The 14,175-nt window shown below is 65.9% G+C and carries 15 protein-coding genes; 6 read left to right on the top strand and 9 right to left on the bottom strand.

What is annotated here, in order from left to right; genetic code table 11:
• Positions 1–207 precede the first annotated feature (207 nt).
• Complete coding sequence (locus AB0L97_RS05035; protein WP_364425365.1) at positions 208–1,200, bottom strand: serine hydrolase; 993 nt, start codon at positions 1,198–1,200, stop codon at positions 208–210.
• Between the two features lie 66 nt (positions 1,201–1,266).
• The gene (locus AB0L97_RS05030) at positions 1,267–2,187 is read right to left on the bottom strand and encodes an NADP-dependent oxidoreductase (protein ID WP_364425363.1); all 921 of its coding nucleotides are present in this window, start codon (positions 2,185–2,187) and stop codon (positions 1,267–1,269) included.
• A gap of 173 nt (positions 2,188–2,360) precedes the next feature.
• Between AB0L97_RS05030 and AB0L97_RS05025 the strand changes: the two genes are divergently transcribed.
• Positions 2,361–2,987 carry an HD domain-containing protein gene (locus tag AB0L97_RS05025; protein WP_364425361.1) on the top strand — a complete coding sequence of 209 codons (627 nt, stop codon included), beginning with the start codon at positions 2,361–2,363 and terminating at the stop codon, positions 2,985–2,987.
• A 119-nt stretch (positions 2,988–3,106) separates the two neighbouring features.
• Here the strand turns inward: AB0L97_RS05025 and AB0L97_RS05020 are convergent, their stop codons facing one another.
• The 4 genes from AB0L97_RS05020 to AB0L97_RS05005 all read right to left on the bottom strand — a co-directional run bounded on the left by AB0L97_RS05020 (position 3,107) and on the right by AB0L97_RS05005 (position 6,850).
• Entirely contained in the window at positions 3,107–3,871 is a 765-nt protein-coding gene (locus AB0L97_RS05020) for a glucose 1-dehydrogenase (RefSeq protein ID WP_364425359.1), read from the bottom strand.
• A gap of 77 nt (positions 3,872–3,948) precedes the next feature.
• Positions 3,949–4,794, bottom strand: coding sequence for a helix-turn-helix transcriptional regulator (locus tag AB0L97_RS05015; protein WP_355078156.1), 846 nt, complete (start codon positions 4,792–4,794; stop codon positions 3,949–3,951).
• Between the two features lie 265 nt (positions 4,795–5,059).
• Positions 5,060–6,277 carry an FAD-dependent oxidoreductase gene (locus AB0L97_RS05010; RefSeq protein ID WP_364425709.1) on the bottom strand — a complete coding sequence of 406 codons (1,218 nt, stop codon included), beginning with the start codon at positions 6,275–6,277 and terminating at the stop codon, positions 5,060–5,062.
• Between the two features lie 24 nt (positions 6,278–6,301).
• Complete coding sequence (locus AB0L97_RS05005; protein ID WP_364425356.1) at positions 6,302–6,850, bottom strand: AAA family ATPase; 549 nt, start codon at positions 6,848–6,850, stop codon at positions 6,302–6,304.
• Positions 6,851–7,062: 212 nt separating this feature from the next.
• Here AB0L97_RS05005 and AB0L97_RS05000 point away from each other — a divergent pair, with 212 nt between their 5' ends.
• Positions 7,063–8,259, top strand: a complete 1,197-nt coding sequence (locus tag AB0L97_RS05000) for an Ig-like domain-containing protein (protein ID WP_364425354.1) — start codon at positions 7,063–7,065, stop codon at positions 8,257–8,259.
• Between the two features lie 74 nt (positions 8,260–8,333).
• Here the strand turns inward: AB0L97_RS05000 and AB0L97_RS04995 are convergent, their stop codons facing one another.
• The gene (locus AB0L97_RS04995) at positions 8,334–9,281 is read right to left on the bottom strand and encodes a zinc-binding dehydrogenase (protein ID WP_364425352.1); all 948 of its coding nucleotides are present in this window, start codon (positions 9,279–9,281) and stop codon (positions 8,334–8,336) included.
• 88 nt (positions 9,282–9,369) lie between these two features.
• Here AB0L97_RS04995 and AB0L97_RS04990 point away from each other — a divergent pair, with 88 nt between their 5' ends.
• Both AB0L97_RS04990 and AB0L97_RS04985 read left to right on the top strand, forming a co-directional pair.
• Complete coding sequence (locus AB0L97_RS04990) at positions 9,370–9,816, top strand: MarR family transcriptional regulator (RefSeq protein ID WP_355078160.1); 447 nt, start codon at positions 9,370–9,372, stop codon at positions 9,814–9,816.
• 206 nt (positions 9,817–10,022) lie between these two features.
• Positions 10,023–10,625 carry a DUF6461 domain-containing protein gene (locus AB0L97_RS04985; protein WP_364425707.1) on the top strand — a complete coding sequence of 201 codons (603 nt, stop codon included), beginning with the start codon at positions 10,023–10,025 and terminating at the stop codon, positions 10,623–10,625.
• 150 nt (positions 10,626–10,775) lie between these two features.
• Here the strand turns inward: AB0L97_RS04985 and AB0L97_RS04980 are convergent, their stop codons facing one another.
• Together AB0L97_RS04980 and AB0L97_RS04975 are read right to left on the bottom strand one after the other, a co-directional pair.
• Entirely contained in the window at positions 10,776–11,192 is a 417-nt protein-coding gene (locus AB0L97_RS04980; protein WP_355078161.1) for a VOC family protein, read from the bottom strand.
• A 187-nt stretch (positions 11,193–11,379) separates the two neighbouring features.
• The gene (locus tag AB0L97_RS04975) at positions 11,380–12,135 is read right to left on the bottom strand and encodes an alpha/beta hydrolase (protein ID WP_364425705.1); all 756 of its coding nucleotides are present in this window, start codon (positions 12,133–12,135) and stop codon (positions 11,380–11,382) included.
• 442 nt (positions 12,136–12,577) lie between these two features.
• Between AB0L97_RS04975 and AB0L97_RS04970 the strand changes: the two genes are divergently transcribed.
• Entirely contained in the window at positions 12,578–13,507 is a 930-nt protein-coding gene (locus tag AB0L97_RS04970; protein WP_364425349.1) for a universal stress protein, read from the top strand.
• Positions 13,508–13,768: 261 nt separating this feature from the next.
• On the top strand, positions 13,769–14,089 hold the full coding sequence (locus AB0L97_RS04965; RefSeq protein WP_364425347.1) for a metalloregulator ArsR/SmtB family transcription factor: 321 nt from the start codon (positions 13,769–13,771) through the stop codon (positions 14,087–14,089).
• Positions 14,090–14,175 lie beyond the last annotated feature (86 nt).

Genomic DNA, 14,175 nt, shown 5'->3' with positions numbered 1-14,175 from the left:
AACGCTGGCCACTCACTGTCGGTCGACGGGACGTTTGTCGCGTTCACGGTATCACCGCGAACAGCGCGAACAGGTGGTCGAGGCGGCCCGCACGGCCACCACCGGAGGGCACTTCGTCGCCGAACGGATCCGGCCCTCGAAGCGGCATGACCACAGCTGGAGGCCGACATCGGAACCGGATCAGCAGAGGGCTCACCGCATTCGGCGCTAACTGATCGGCAGCGCGCTGAAGATCGGGTTGTAGGCCCAGTTCACCATGCGCTCGGCGTCATCCTTCGCGGCAGCGCCGCTGTCGGGTGAGCTGTGCAAGACCACACCGATCAGCGGTATTCCTGCCCTGACCGTCTCGAACAGCAGGCAGGTTCCCGCAGCGTCGGTGTATCCGGTTTTGATGCCGATAGTGCCGGGATAGTCGTGCAGCATCCTGTTCGTGGTCTGCCAGAGGTGAGCGCGGTTGCCCGGGCCGGCGGGCACGTGATAGCTCTGCGAACTGACGATCTCCCGGAACACCGGCAGGCTCATCGCGCGCAGGCCGAGGGCGACCAGGTCCGCCGGTGTGGAGTAGGTGGAGTGGTCGGTGGGGACAGGCAGCCCGCTGGGGTCGGCGAAATGTGTTCCCGCCAGGCCCATCTGACGCGCGGTGTCGTTCATTTTGGCGATGAAACCGTCTTGTCCGGGCCCGTAGGCTTCGGCAAGGGTATAGGCGGCGTCGCAGCCGGACGGCAGCATCATCGCGTACAGGAGCTGTCGCGCGGTGAGCACCTCGCCGGGGACCAGGCCTGCGGTGCTTCCGTCGTACTCGGTGTCGTAGGCGATGATTTCCTGCGGCACGGTGATGGCCCGGTCGAGGTCGCCGGCATTGATCACGACCAGTGCCGTCATCACCTTCGTGATGCTGGCTATCGGGACCGGGGTGTTCGGCTGTCGCGACCACAGCACCGTGCCGGTGATTCCGTCTGCCAGCGCCGCACCCGACGCCTGCACCGCATCCGGCCCAGACGTCAGCCAGGGCAACTGAATATGGGTGTCGCTCGCGGCGGGGGCGGCCGCGACACCCTGACCGGCTACCACAACCAGCGCCCCGGCGACGACAGCGTGCAACAATCGAGCAAATGTTCGCATCGCCACATTCTGCCGTGGCATTTCCGTGTTTAACGGCATTTCATCGGTCGAGTTGCCGCGTGACTTCGGCGACAGCATCTAATGAGCTAATCCAGGCGCCTCCGAGCTGGACGCTTCGGTCGACGGCCGAAACAGCTGGTCTCGTCAGTCCGTGGTCACCTTGACGATCGTTCTGCCGCGGGTGCGCCCGTCGGGGCTGAACGCCGCGGGGGCGTCGGCCAGGGAGCAGACGCTGCTGACGAGCGGGATGAGCCGGCCATGACGGAGGCGGGTGGCCAGTTGGGCCAGTTGCTCGCGGTTGGGCTCGACGACGAAGAAGATGACTCGGCCGTCGTGAGGGTGGATGGTGGGTGGACCGGCGATGGTGACGAGGGTGCCGCCGGGACGTAGTAGTGCGGTAGAGCGGTCGCGGATATCGCCGCCGATCACGTCGAGTACCACGTCGACCTCGCCGACGTCCTCCAGGAGCTCTCCGTCCAAGTCGACGAACTCGTGGACGCCGAAATCTCGGGCCGCGTCCCGGTCGGAGGCTCGGCCGGTGCCGATGATGTGGGCTCCCGCCTCCTGGGCGAGTTGTGCGGCGACGGAGCCGACGGCGCCACCGACTCCGTGGATGAGGACGGTTTGGCCGGTTTCGAGGTGAGCGTGGTCGAACAGGGCTTGCCAGGCCGTCAGACCGGAGATCGGTAGCGCGGCCGCGGCGACGTGGTCGACGTCAGCGGGGAGCGGGGCCAGGTTGCGGGCTTCCACAGCGGTGTACTCCGCGAGCGAACCGTTGCGGGCCCAGTCGGTCGACCCGAAGACGTGCTGGCCCACCGTGAATCCAGTGGTGCCGTAGCCGAGCGCGACGACTACACCTGACAGTTCGTGGCCGGGGACGCTCGGGGTGCGGTCGCGACCGGCGCGATCGGTCCACGTCCCTGGCCAATCGAGCTCGCCGCGGGTGAAGCCGGCGGCGTGGACTTGCACGATGACGTCGTTCTCAGCGGCGTGCGGGTGGGGCAGATCGGTCAGGGTCAATCCGCCGATGCCAGCCCCGCGATCCCGGACTGTGATGGCTCGCATGAAGGTCCTTCGGTCGTCGGAGTACTGGTCGGCTTCGACGTTACGCACTTCAGGTCCACAATCGGCGGGCCAGTTGAAGGTGTAGCCGATGGCCCGCCTTCAGTAGTGATGGCCGACGATCGGGCCGTCGGAATGGATCAAGAGCACGGGCCGCCACGCCGTACTGTCGAAGCATGAGCGTTGTGGACCACCTCGTGATCCCTGACACGGCCGCCTCATCGGCCGCCCTGGAGGTAGCCGCCGCCTACCACTCCGCCGCCCTGCTGAACCACTCGCACCGCGTCTACATCTGGGCGGCCGCCTACGGCAGTCAACAGGGCATCCGCTACGACACCGAACTGCTGTTCACGGCTGCCATGTTCCACGACATCAGCCTCGTGCCGGAGTTCGACAGTCACACCGTCTCCTTCGAGGAGGCCGGCGGCCATGTCGCCCGGGTGTTCGCCGCCGGCGCCGGTTGGCCGAGCGAGCGCCGCGAACGCCTCGGCGAAGTCATCGCCGGGCATATGGGGCCTGACGTGGACGTGGCCGATGATCCCGAAGGGCACTTGCTGTCGCGGGCCGCGGCGCTGGACATCGTGGGAAAGAACATCGACGATTTCAGCCCCGCCTTCCGTGCCGAGGTACTCCAGCGGTACCCCCGGCTCGGGCTCGCCGGCGAGTTCCTTGCCTGCTTCCAGGCTCAGGCCGACCGTAAGCCCGGCAGCTCCGCCGCACGCGCAATACAGTCGGGCCTCGCGGTCAGAATGGCCGCGAACCCCCTCGACGCCGGTTCCGAGCACACGCCCGATGAGAACTAGTGTCGGCAGGTCGTCGACTCAGCGCGGCGATCTTCGAGGGCATACGTGATACGCCGCCCTCGAACGCGCCCGCGGTCAGCACGGCCGTCTTCGGACAAGCTTTTCCTACCGAAGCTCGGCTACAGCACCGCTGCCGGGATGACCGAGATCAGTCCGCCGTCGACGAGGATGTCCTGTCCGTTGATGTAGGACGCTTCGTCCGACGCGAGGAAAGCGACCGCCGCCGCGACATCCTCCGGGGTGCCGACCCGGCCGGCGGCAACCGTGGTAGTGATCGTGGACTTGATCTCGGCGGATGCTTCGGCCTGGAAGGCTGGGGTGTCGATGTACCCAGGGCTCACGGAGTTGACGCGGATGCGCCGGGTTGTCAGATCGGCGGCGAGGGTCCGGGCCAGACTCTGCACCGCGGCTTTGCTCGCGGTGTAGAGGGCGGCGGCGGGCGCGCCGCGATACGCGGCGAAGGACGCGTTGATAACGATCGCCGCACCGTCCGGCAGGAGGGGCAGCGTCTTCTGGATGGTGAAGAACGCGGCCTTGAGATTGGTGTCGAGGACACGGTAGAACTCGTCTTCGGTGACCTCCTCGATGGTCTGGAACGCGCCGATGCCCGCGTTCGCGAACACCACGTCCAACCGGCCGAACCGGTCGCGGATAGTCGTCACCAAGGTGTCCAGATCGCTGAGGTCGGCTGCGTCACCGGCAATCCCGATCGCCCGATGCCCGAGTTCGTCGACCGCTGCGTCGAGCCGGGCCTTGTCGCGCCCGGTGACGATCACCTTCGCTCCTTCGGCGATGAGCCGCCGCGCGGTGGCCGCCCCCATGCCGCTGGTGCCGCCGGTGACGAGTGCGATCTTGCCGTTGTATCGGGAACTGTCGTGCGTCATGGCTCCAGCGTGCCGACCCAGCCCCGAAGCAAACAGTGCGCATTTATGGTGGGTGTGGCACCACCACCTTGCGGCCGTCAGGCGGGCGAGGCGACGCGCCCGCGGTGTAGCCGTTCCAGCCGCTCGCCGGTCGCGGTGCCCGGCCTCGGGTTGTACAGCACGAGTTGCCATTCGGGATGGTCCGCGACCGTCAACGTCGTCGCGTCGAAGAACAATTCACCGACGTCGGGATGACGCAGCGCGTTCACCGCCTGCTCCGGAACTCCGACTTCCTGCCGCTCCCACAGTTCGGTGAATTCCGGGCTCATCAACCGGAGATTGTCGACCACCCTGCGGAAATCGGTGTCGCCGGGGCAAATGCCCGCGCTTGCGCGATACGCGGCAACGATGGCGGGTGCGTTCGCCGCCCACAGCTCCTCCATGGCGCGATAGCGAGGATTGGTGAAATACGTGAGGAGGCAATTGTGTTCGCCGTCGCCGTAGCCGAACACCATCCGGGCGGTGTCGTTGAACCTCAGCACATTCCAGTACCGATCGCGCAGTACCGCGGGCCGCCCGTCCCAAGCATCGATCAACTGCTGCACTTCCGGCGTGACGGCTGTTACGGGCGCGCACTCCAGGGTGGGCGGATTGAGTCCTGCCAGCAGGTACAGATGGATTCGTTCCGGTTCGCTCAGCATCAGGACTCGGGCGATCGCATCGAGCACCTCGTCGGAGACGGTGATGTCGCGCCCCTGCTCCAACCAGGTGTACCAGGACACCCCGACTCCGGCCAGCACGGCGAGCTCCTCTCGCCGCAATCCAGGCGTGCGCCGCCGGCCCGTCGCCGGAATCCCGACATCCTCGGGCCGCACCCGCGCCCGCCTGGCACGCAAAAAGTCACGTAGCAACTCGCGGCGTCGTGGCACGGCTTCGCTCGTCATAAGCCACGGTAACAAGCGCCCCCGGCGTCGCGTCAGACCACCACCGCAGATATTCCGCCGTGGGCTACCAGACCCCAGCCGGATACACGTCCATCTGCAATCACCGATGACCGGCTCAGCAGCGAATATCGGTGCACTCATGCAGCATGTGCGGACTCCCACGAATTGGGATTGTTGCCGTTGTCCCCGAACTGCTGCGGGTCGGCTCTATTCGCTGGACCCCAATATCGCGGCTTGGCCTTTCTCTCGATCGGGATACCGAACCTTAGTGTCCGTACTCGGGTGCGGCCTGCAAGTCGGGTGCGGCGGCGGCCAGCAACGCGTCGCGGTCGCGGTTCAGCGGAGGGTAGATACGGCGAGTGTTGATGGCGCGCTTGGTGTCCTTGGCTGCCTCGCCGCATGCGACCACATGGCGGTCCCAGCCCTCGGTATACACCGCTCCTGCCGGTCCCAGATCGAGAACCGTTACATACCAAGGGATCCGCAACGGCTTCATGGGCTCGCCCAGAAGATCGCCGATGACGTTGTATCCCGCCCATCGGCCCATCGGGCGGCTGTGCTGGCAGGACATCACCGACATATGCTCGTCGTCCATTTTCGCGGCAGCGACGTCACCTGCGGCGAATACCCCGGGCACACCGCAGACACGCAGATAATCGTCGACGGGCAGTCGCCCCAGCCGGTCACGGTCGACGCCGAAGTCCGCGGTCAGCAGGCTGGCCCGCATGCCCGCACACCAGACGACAGTGGCGGCGGGCACCATTTCACCCGAGGAAAGCGTCACGCCGCGTTCATCGATGGACATCACCCCGACGCCCAACTTGGTCTCGATCCCGCTGGAGGCCAACGCCGCCTCGATGACCGGTCGGGCTGATACACCCATGTCCGAGCCGACGAACGGGTTGCGGTCGACCAGGATGACCCGCGGTGCGACGGCACGCGGGGCAAAGACGTCGGCGAGCATCGCGGGCAGCCCGGTCGCCTCTTCGATCCCCGTCAAACCCGCCCCGACGACGACTACGGTGGCGGCCGCCGGGTCAGCGGGACCCTCGGCGAGCCGGCGCAAGTGAGCCTGCAGTCTCGTCGCTGCGTCGTGGGTATCGATGTCGAACCCGAACTCCCGCAGGCCAGGGATATCGGGCTTGACCACCTGGCTGCCCAACGCGAGCACCAGCCGGTCGTAGCCGTGAGCGCCCGCGGTGGATTCCACGATTCGCGCCGCAGCGTCGATCGCCGTCACTTCGCCGGTGATGTGCTCGATTCCGACCGGATCGAGAAGAACGCCGAGCGGGATGCGGGATGTGCTCAGATCGGTCTCATAGTCACGCACGCGGATGTCGTGGTACGGCGTGGAACTGATCATCGTGATATCGACGGTCCCGCCCGCCACACCGAGCTCGTCGAGCCGCCGGGTCGCCGCGAGCGCCGCCCACAGACCCGCGAACCCGGACCCGAGGACCACGACACGCGACGGATCGGTCACTGCAGCGCGCTGCACATCGTCATTCTAAACTTCGTGATCGTTGCTGCCGCTGGTCAGGACGCTGGACGTCCCGAGGTCACGGAGGCGCCCGAGCAGGCGGCGCAACGACTGATCGGGTCTCTCGCCAGCCGTGTCGAGGATGATGTGGTCCCGATCCCACGGCTGATATTCGCGGTCGAGCACCTGCTGCCATTCCGGCAGCGGCAGGTCAGGGATGTCGACCGATCGCGAAACGACACGGTGCCGATGCTCGGCCGGATCCGAGCAGATCACCTCGATTTCCACCACGCCGACACCGGCATCTCGGGCAGCGCCCAGCCAGCTGTCGCGAGTGATCGACAGTGGGTTCACGGATTCGGCGATCACGGTCAACCCCTGCCGAAGATGCTCCCCGGCCAGCGCGTACCCCACTATATAACCGGCAGGCCCCACGGGATGCTCGGCCAGACCTGATCGAACGATCGCCTGCTCGATGGTGTCGACCCGCAGATGCACGCCACCGATCCGCGCCGCCAATAGGCGCGCCAACGTGGTCTTACCTGCCCCCGGAAGTCCGCCGATGACGATGAGCATGCGACCTATCCTGCCAGCGCCCCACAGCCGACCAGAGCTGCCGGCAATCGCTGCCGATCCGCACTCGGGAGAACCCCGATCAATCGAGGAACGGTATCGGTTGTGCGGCGGATCGGTGGAGATGCTGGTCGTCGGTCTCACGGGCGGCGCGTAGCTGTCGCATGCTGGCGGACAGAGGTCGGCCCCAGCACCCCGGAGAAGGGAGATAGACGGTGGCATTGGGACGTCGTCGGCTGTTGATCGGCTTCGCCGGTGCGGGTGGTCTCGCCTTGGCCGGATGGGGGTGGGCGCGAGAACTCGCGCCGCCACCCACACCTGCCACAATCCGATTCGACCCCACCCCCGGCACCCAGGATGTCGAACCGCGCAGTCTCGGCACGGTCACCGTCACCGACGGGACGCTGCGATCGGTCGAATGGATCGATGAAACGGGCAGATCGCTGCCGGGCGTATCGGCACCCGATCATCGAACCTGGACCAGTGCCGAACCACTCGGCTACGGACACACCTACACCGCGAAAGCCGTCGCTCAGGGCGAAACCGGCGACGTCGCCGCGACGACAACCTGCACCACGGTGCGACCGCAACAGATCATCGACGTCTCACTACGCTCGTCCAATCTCGTCGAGCTGGCCGAAAACGACACCTACGGAGTAGGTTTCGTGCTCGTCGCCCATTTCGACGAACCCGTGGACCGGACCGCCGCGGAACGCTACCTGAAGGTCACCACCCAGCCTGCCGTCGCCGGCGCCTGGTACTGGCTCGACGATCAGAACGCACACTGGCGGCCGGAGCACTATCACGCACCGGGAACCAGGATAACGATCGCGGCCGAGTTCTTCGGCCGCGCGCTCGGCGACGGCCGTTACGGCTCGCGTGACCAACAAGTTTCAGTGACCATCGGACCTGCGCACGTCGCGGTCGCCGACGACGACACCAAACAGATCGAGGTCTTCGACAACGGAAACCTCGTGCGCACCATGCCCACATCGATGGGCATGGGCGGCACCGCGGTCGTCGGCGGCAGAGTCATGTCGTTCTGGACTCGCCCCGGCATCTACACCGTGCTGGACCGAAACGACCCGGTGATCATGGACTCCGCCACCTACGGCCTGCCCACCAACTCCGCGCTCGGCTACCGCACGAGCATCAACCACGCGGTCCGCATCAGCCACGACGGAATCTTCGTGCACGAATTGGCCGCGAGCATGTGGGCGCAAGGAAACACCAACGTCTCACACGGCTGCCTGAACCTCTCCCCCGCCGACGCCACATGGTTCTACGACTTCGTCATCCCCGGCGACGTGGTCGAGGTCCGCAACACCGGCGGCGAACCCCTCGATATCTGGCACAACGGCGATTGGAGCATCCCGTGGACCGACTGGCTCCGCGGTGGCGGCCACACGTGACCCGAACGAGAAAAGGCGGCTGATCCAGCGCACGACACTCGAGCAGGTGTCCCGGCCGGATCGCCGACGGTGATTCATCCGATGCGGACGACACTCTTGCCGCGGGTCACTCCGCCGGCCAGGTTCGCGATCGCGGTCTCGACGTCGGCGAGGGCGTATTCGGCGGTGATATCGATGCGCACCGACCCGTCGGCGACCAGCGCCATCGCGCGAGTGGCGCTGTCGGCGAGTCGCTGCGGGTGGGTCTGGCTGCCCAGATTGCTGTTGTAGGTCATCAGCGACTGGCCGTGCATCAGCAGGTCGTTGGCCGAGACGGTGACCGGTTCGAAGGTGGCGATATTGCCGTAGACCACGATCCGGCCATGGGCAGCCAGCCGGGCCAGGCTCGCGACCCGCGTCGGTCCTCCGATCGGGTCGAGGATCACGTCGAAGGTTTCCGCACCGATGCCATCGGGGAACTGTTCTCGCGTCAGCACCTCGTGGTAACCGAACTGACGCGCGTAATCGAGCTGACCGGAGTTGCCGACCACGCCGACTATCCGTTCCGCGCCGGCGGCAGCGGCGAACTGCCCGGCCAGTGATCCGACACCACCGGCTGCGGCGTGGATCAGCACACGGTCCCCGGCCCGGACCCCGCCGACGGAATCGATCAGGTCGTAGGCAGTCGGAGTCACCCATCCGAACCCTGCCGCGGTGCGTGCGTCGACGCGCGAGGCATTGATCGCCAGCACCGAAGGCGCGGTCGCGACCTCGGCGTAACCGCCCCCGCCGACCAGCGCGACGACCTGCTCACCGATCCGGCCTTCGTCCACGCCCTCGCCCACCGCGATGATCTGGCCTGCGGCTTCGAAGCCCGGCACGAACGGGCGCGGCACCGGAAAGTGCCCGCCACGCACCAGCACGTCACCGTACTGCACCCCCGCATAGGCGACGCGGATCGCGACCTCGCCCGGCCCGGCCACGGGCTCGTCGATCTCCGAGATCCGGAAGGTGTCATCGGTGTCCAGCACAACAGCCTTCATCACATACAACTTTCTGTGTTGACTCAGTATCCTGATACTGAGCACTTAAGCAGTATCAGGATGCTGAGTCAACTTAGGGAGTTGTGACATGGTCGACGTGCCCGTCGAGGAATACGTGTGCACGCGCATTCGCCGAGCCGAGCAGGCGCTCATGGCCCACCATGAGGCGGTGCTACGCGGTTACGGACTGACCATGACCCAATACACGGTGCTGCTGATCTTGTCCCGCGACGACGCCATGTCCGGTGCCCAACTGGCCCGCGCGTGCGGGGTCACGCAGCAGAGCATGGCTACTGTCTTGACCGGCATGCAGAACAAAGAGCTCATCGACCGGCAACCGTCGCCCGTCCACGCCAAAGTCATGATCGCCACCCTCACCCCGACCGGCCGCGACCTGCTCGACCGCGCCTATCAGGAAGTCATCGTGCTCGAACGCGCCCTCACCGATCGATTCACCCCCGACGAGCACAAACAGTTCTGCGAATTCCTCGACCGCGCCACCGCGACCCTCATCGAGCAGACCCACACCACCTGAACATCCGCTCCCGCCGCCCCTGGAGGGACTGCGGATCCAACGTGCGCGATAGACCCCGAATCCGGACCCGGCCATGGATGTCGGTGGCTCATGGCAGCGTCAGCCGCTATGACTGCTTCAGCTGATGACGACGCCTGGGTTGATGATCATGGACTGCGTTTCCCGACCTTGATCGCGATCAACGAACCGGGGGCGTCGTGAACGCCATGACCGGTGGCCTTGGGTGGATGTACGGCCGGGATCTGCCGCTGCTCAGCATCACCTTCGCGCGTCAGATCAACGCCCGGGAGCTATTGGAGCGGATGGGCGTCGACCAGAACACCGTGGCAGTGCGCGAGCAGGATGACTTCCACTACGAGCTGGGCGGCCATCTCTACGCATCCGACGGATATGTGGTCAGCGCAGGGCATTATGGAAGCTGGGCCTGGGTGTGGGAGCACGGTAGCTGGAAATGCATCGAAGACCGAGGACTGGTGTTGCGCGCCTCAGTCGGAACCGCGGCATTGGTGCTGAACGCCAGCGAGAAACCGGGAGTGGTGTTCCGGTACGCCGAGAACGGCCGCCTCATCACCGGACTCGACACCATGACCAGCCTCGTCCCAGCCGACCGGACAGGCAGCGACATGCACCGCTTCGACACCGAGATGCAGGCCCTCGGCGCCCGACCCGAAGAACACGAATACGGTTCCTTGGGGTCCCGCGGAATGTTCTACAGGCTTGCAGAGAACCTCGGCGTCGGGGTGCCTCTGGATGACCTCAACGAACGTCCCGTTCTCAGCGGCCGGCTCCTGCCCCCAGGCTCGCGGTAGCTGCCGAGTCGCTCAACACGCGCGCCGCCGTTCCTCGCCTCGGAAGCACAGGACGGTCAGCAGGCGCCGATGACCAGGTCCCATAGGTCACCGATCGTGATCTTGGCGGGAATCCCATTGCCGCCGACCGGCATGTCGGCGGGCAAGCGATCACTGTTTGCGCACAACCAATTCCAGCGCGATGTTGTCCGGATCGCGGAATTCCAGAATGTACATGGGGCCCAGGTCTTTCACTCCCGCGTGCGCGATGCCGAGTTCATCGAGCAAGGCAGCCGCCGAATCGAGATCCGACCGAGTGGCGAGGGCGAAGGCGAGGTGGTCGAGTCCTACGCGATCTTCGTCGAACTCGTCACTGGCGACCGGGCGAAGTCCGAGCAGTGCATCACCCATCTGGTAGATCACACCGCCGAAGAGGAACCCATATCGTGCACGGGTGGCCTCGTCCGCGTCCGCGGGACACTCCCAAGCGATCGGCCATCCGAAGACAGCGTCATAGAAGGCCCGGGATCTGTCGATGTCGGTCACTGTCAAGCGGACATGGTCGAACGAACTGGTGGAGATCGGCATGATCGAGATCATGTCATGATCACCCGGCTCGGTTCAGGCGACCAGACCGCGCGATCTTGTCACTCCGCCGCTGGCGATCTCGCGCATCCACCGTGACGCCCCGAGCGAGGTCCGCAGCCGGCAGGCGAGCGGTCTACGGCTGAGGTATCGGCAGCCGGCTCGCGCCCGGCCGCCGATACCTGTCCCGTCAGGCCGGTGACGTGTCGACCTGGCCGAGATGCCGCGCGAAGAACTGTGCCGCGCTGTCGACCTCGAACCTCGGTACCTCGAAATGACCGCCCGCGTTGGCGTGCAACGTCTTTTCCTTCGAGGCGAAGGCGTCGAACAACGCGAGACCGGATCGACGGTCGAGCAGCTCATCGTCCCACTGGAGCAGGAACTCGATCGGGACGGTGATCTGTGCCGCCGCCTCGAGCAGGGATTCATGCCCCAGGCAGCCGAAGACCGCCGCGATGATCCTGGGTTCGACGGCCGTCAACGGCACCCCGATCCCGGTACCCTGCATGATGCCCCAGAATCCGACCCGCCCGTCGGCGCCGATCTGCGGCAGTTCCCGCAGGGCGTCCAGCGTCACCTGCCATTCCGGCACGGCGCGCTCGGCCAGGTAGGTGTGCAATTCGACGATGATAGGGCCGATCGGCTCTCCCGCAGCCTGAGCACGCCGGAGGACTGCGATCCGCTGCTCGTCCTCCGTCGTTCGCGGCCGGTCGCCGTGTCCGGGTGCGTCGATGGCGGCGGCGTGGAAACCGTAGCCGGTCACGAAGTGGTGCGCCCGGCCCACGATGCCCGGCGCCCTCTTATGCTGGCCGCCGCTGTGCGCCATGAGCACCAAGGGTGCGGGGCCGGAGCCGGATGGGGGCGAGAAGAGCACGCCGGGTACCTCACCCACAGTGAAGTCGCGTTCGATGACACCGTTCAACGATGTCTCCGCAGTGAAATTCACAGAATGCATAGGTATTGCCTTTCGGGATTGCCGTGTTCGCGGCGCTCCCGGCGACACCTACGTCAATCGCCCAACCGTGAAGAAGATGTGGAGCACCCACTGGATACAGCGTTGATGGGTCTCACCTCCTCGGGCAGTGTCACGGACTCCGGGACGCTACCAGCCGGGCGGCACGGCGGCCAACCTTTGTAGCGCCTGCGGTGGCTTCAACCACTGATGTCGCTCCAGTGCGGCGTCGTTCCAGTAGCGGGCGAGTCAGGTCACCATTGTGCGCAACAGATCTCCGATCTCGTGGACGGCCGATCGGTGTCTGCGGTGTGCGGAAGATGGTCTTTCGGCCCCACTCGAGGTGACGATCAGCCGCACCGAAGCCCGCCACACCGGTCATACGCTTCGGGGGTGCCCGCCGGGGCACGCCACGATCAGGGGCAAGGAGAATTCCATGGGCCAGCAGCAATTCGACGATCCGCATCATGTCGCCACCGCCAAGGTTGTCGTCGGCGTGGATGGTTCGGCGGGTTCGTGGACAGCCCTACGGTGGGCAGCGGAATTCGCCGCCGACCGCGGGCGCGAACTCGAGATCGTGCACGGGCTGGACCTGGTCGGTACCAGCTGGATACTCGGCGACTACGAGGTGCTGGTCCCGTCGATTGTCGACGCAGTCCGCGAGCAGGGAAACCAAATGCTCACCCGCGCAGAGGATGTCGCGCTGTCGATCGCACCCGGCCTGCGTGTCTCGAGGCGTACGTCCACCGACACCGGCAGGCAGCTGCTGATCGACCACAGCGCCGAGGCCTACGCGGTCGTGCTCGGCGCGACCGGCGACACCGGGACATTGACGCACCTGGGCTCCACTTTGCTGGCTGTGACCGCACACGCCGAGGGCACGGTGATCGTCGTGCGCGCAGACTCCGCCACACCGGAAACGGTCCATCGTTCTGGCCCGGTGGTGGTCGGTGTGGACGGCAGCCCGGTCGGGGAATCCGCCATCGCGGCCGCTTTCGCAGAGGCCGCCGCCCGTGATGCGGAGTTGGTCGCCGTGCACGTCTGGAGCGATTGGGATTCCAGCCGGTTCGCCGGCGAACTCGGCCGACTCGACGCGGTCCGCGAGGACATCGAGCGTGCGATCCTTGCCGAACGGCTGGCGGGCTGGCAGGAGAAGTTCCCCGGCGTGCGCGTCACCCGTAAGGTGGAGATGGCGGCCCCCGGTCCGCATCTGCTGTCGTGGTCGAAGGATGCGCAGTTGCTCGTCGTGGGCAGCCGCGGACGCGGCGGTTTCGCGGGCATGCTCCTCGGCTCCACTGCCAACAACCTCGTTCAGCATGCCTCCTGCCCCGTCATGGTCGTTCATCCCGCCTCGGCCGGCGACTGACGAGAAGCGTTCATCCAGAACCATCGGATCTCACACTCGTCGTTTCGCACGCCGTGCGGGTTCACGGTAAACCCGCTGTCGGCACTGTCCCCCGGAAATCTGTCCAGCGGCGAGCCGCGATATCGTCCGCGGCGGAGCCTCTCGCCTGGTGAGGAACAGTCGTCCCCACAACAGTGGTTATGCTGTTTGCTAAACTCTGCAAACAACGTGCGATCGTGGGTGCCGAGATGCCGTCGGTAGGACTGGAAGGATTGGTCGTCGATGCCGGGACTGCAGCGCCCGCTCTATCAGATGAAGGCCGACTTCTTCAAAACACTCGGGCATCCCGTGCGGGTGCGGGTGCTCGAACTGCTCAGCCAGCGTGAGCACGCCGTTTCGGAGATGCTGGCCGAGATCGAGATCGAGGCGGCCAACCTGTCTCAGCAGTTGTCGATCTTGCGACGCGCCGGCCTGGTGACAGCTCGCCGCGAAGGGCTGTCGGTGACCTACGAGTTGACAACCCCCGAGATTGCCGAGCTACTGGCCGTCGCACGGGCCATACTCACCGGCGTCGTCGCCGGCCAGGTCGAAGCTCTCCAATGACCGCCTGACCGTGGCCATGGGAGGGCGATGCTCGACACTGATTGCATATTTTCTAAACTAGCCACCTAGCAGCTTTCGAAGGAGTG

The organism is Nocardia sp. NPDC051911 (genome assembly GCF_040681035.1).
GTDB lineage: Bacteria > Actinomycetota > Actinomycetes > Mycobacteriales > Mycobacteriaceae > Nocardia > Nocardia sichangensis.
The sequence above is the reverse complement of the archived record's forward strand: the minus strand, read 5'-3'. Positions and strand labels throughout refer to the sequence as shown.

Excerpts from the sequence above, each read along its gene's own strand:
- AB0L97_RS05035 (WP_364425365.1), bottom strand. The coding sequence starts at position 1,200 with ATGCTGTCGCCGAAGTCACGCGGCAACTCGACCGATGAAATGCCGTTA.
- AB0L97_RS05030 (WP_364425363.1), bottom strand. The coding sequence starts at position 2,187 with ATGCGAGCCATCACAGTCCGGGATCGCGGGGCTGGCATCGGCGGATTG.
- AB0L97_RS05025 (WP_364425361.1), top strand. The coding sequence starts at position 2,361 with ATGAGCGTTGTGGACCACCTCGTGATCCCTGACACGGCCGCCTCATCG.
- AB0L97_RS05020 (WP_364425359.1), bottom strand. The coding sequence starts at position 3,871 with ATGACGCACGACAGTTCCCGATACAACGGCAAGATCGCACTCGTCACC.
- AB0L97_RS05015 (WP_355078156.1), bottom strand. The coding sequence starts at position 4,794 with ATGACGAGCGAAGCCGTGCCACGACGCCGCGAGTTGCTACGTGACTTT.
- AB0L97_RS05005 (WP_364425356.1), bottom strand. The coding sequence starts at position 6,850 with ATGCTCATCGTCATCGGCGGACTTCCGGGGGCAGGTAAGACCACGTTG.
- AB0L97_RS04995 (WP_364425352.1), bottom strand. The coding sequence starts at position 9,281 with ATGAAGGCTGTTGTGCTGGACACCGATGACACCTTCCGGATCTCGGAG.
- AB0L97_RS04990 (WP_355078160.1), top strand. The coding sequence starts at position 9,370 with ATGGTCGACGTGCCCGTCGAGGAATACGTGTGCACGCGCATTCGCCGA.
- AB0L97_RS04985 (WP_364425707.1), top strand. The coding sequence starts at position 10,023 with ATGACCGGTGGCCTTGGGTGGATGTACGGCCGGGATCTGCCGCTGCTC.
- AB0L97_RS04980 (WP_355078161.1), bottom strand. The coding sequence starts at position 11,192 with ATGCCGATCTCCACCAGTTCGTTCGACCATGTCCGCTTGACAGTGACC.
- AB0L97_RS04970 (WP_364425349.1), top strand. The coding sequence starts at position 12,578 with ATGGGCCAGCAGCAATTCGACGATCCGCATCATGTCGCCACCGCCAAG.
- AB0L97_RS04965 (WP_364425347.1), top strand. The coding sequence starts at position 13,769 with ATGCCGGGACTGCAGCGCCCGCTCTATCAGATGAAGGCCGACTTCTTC.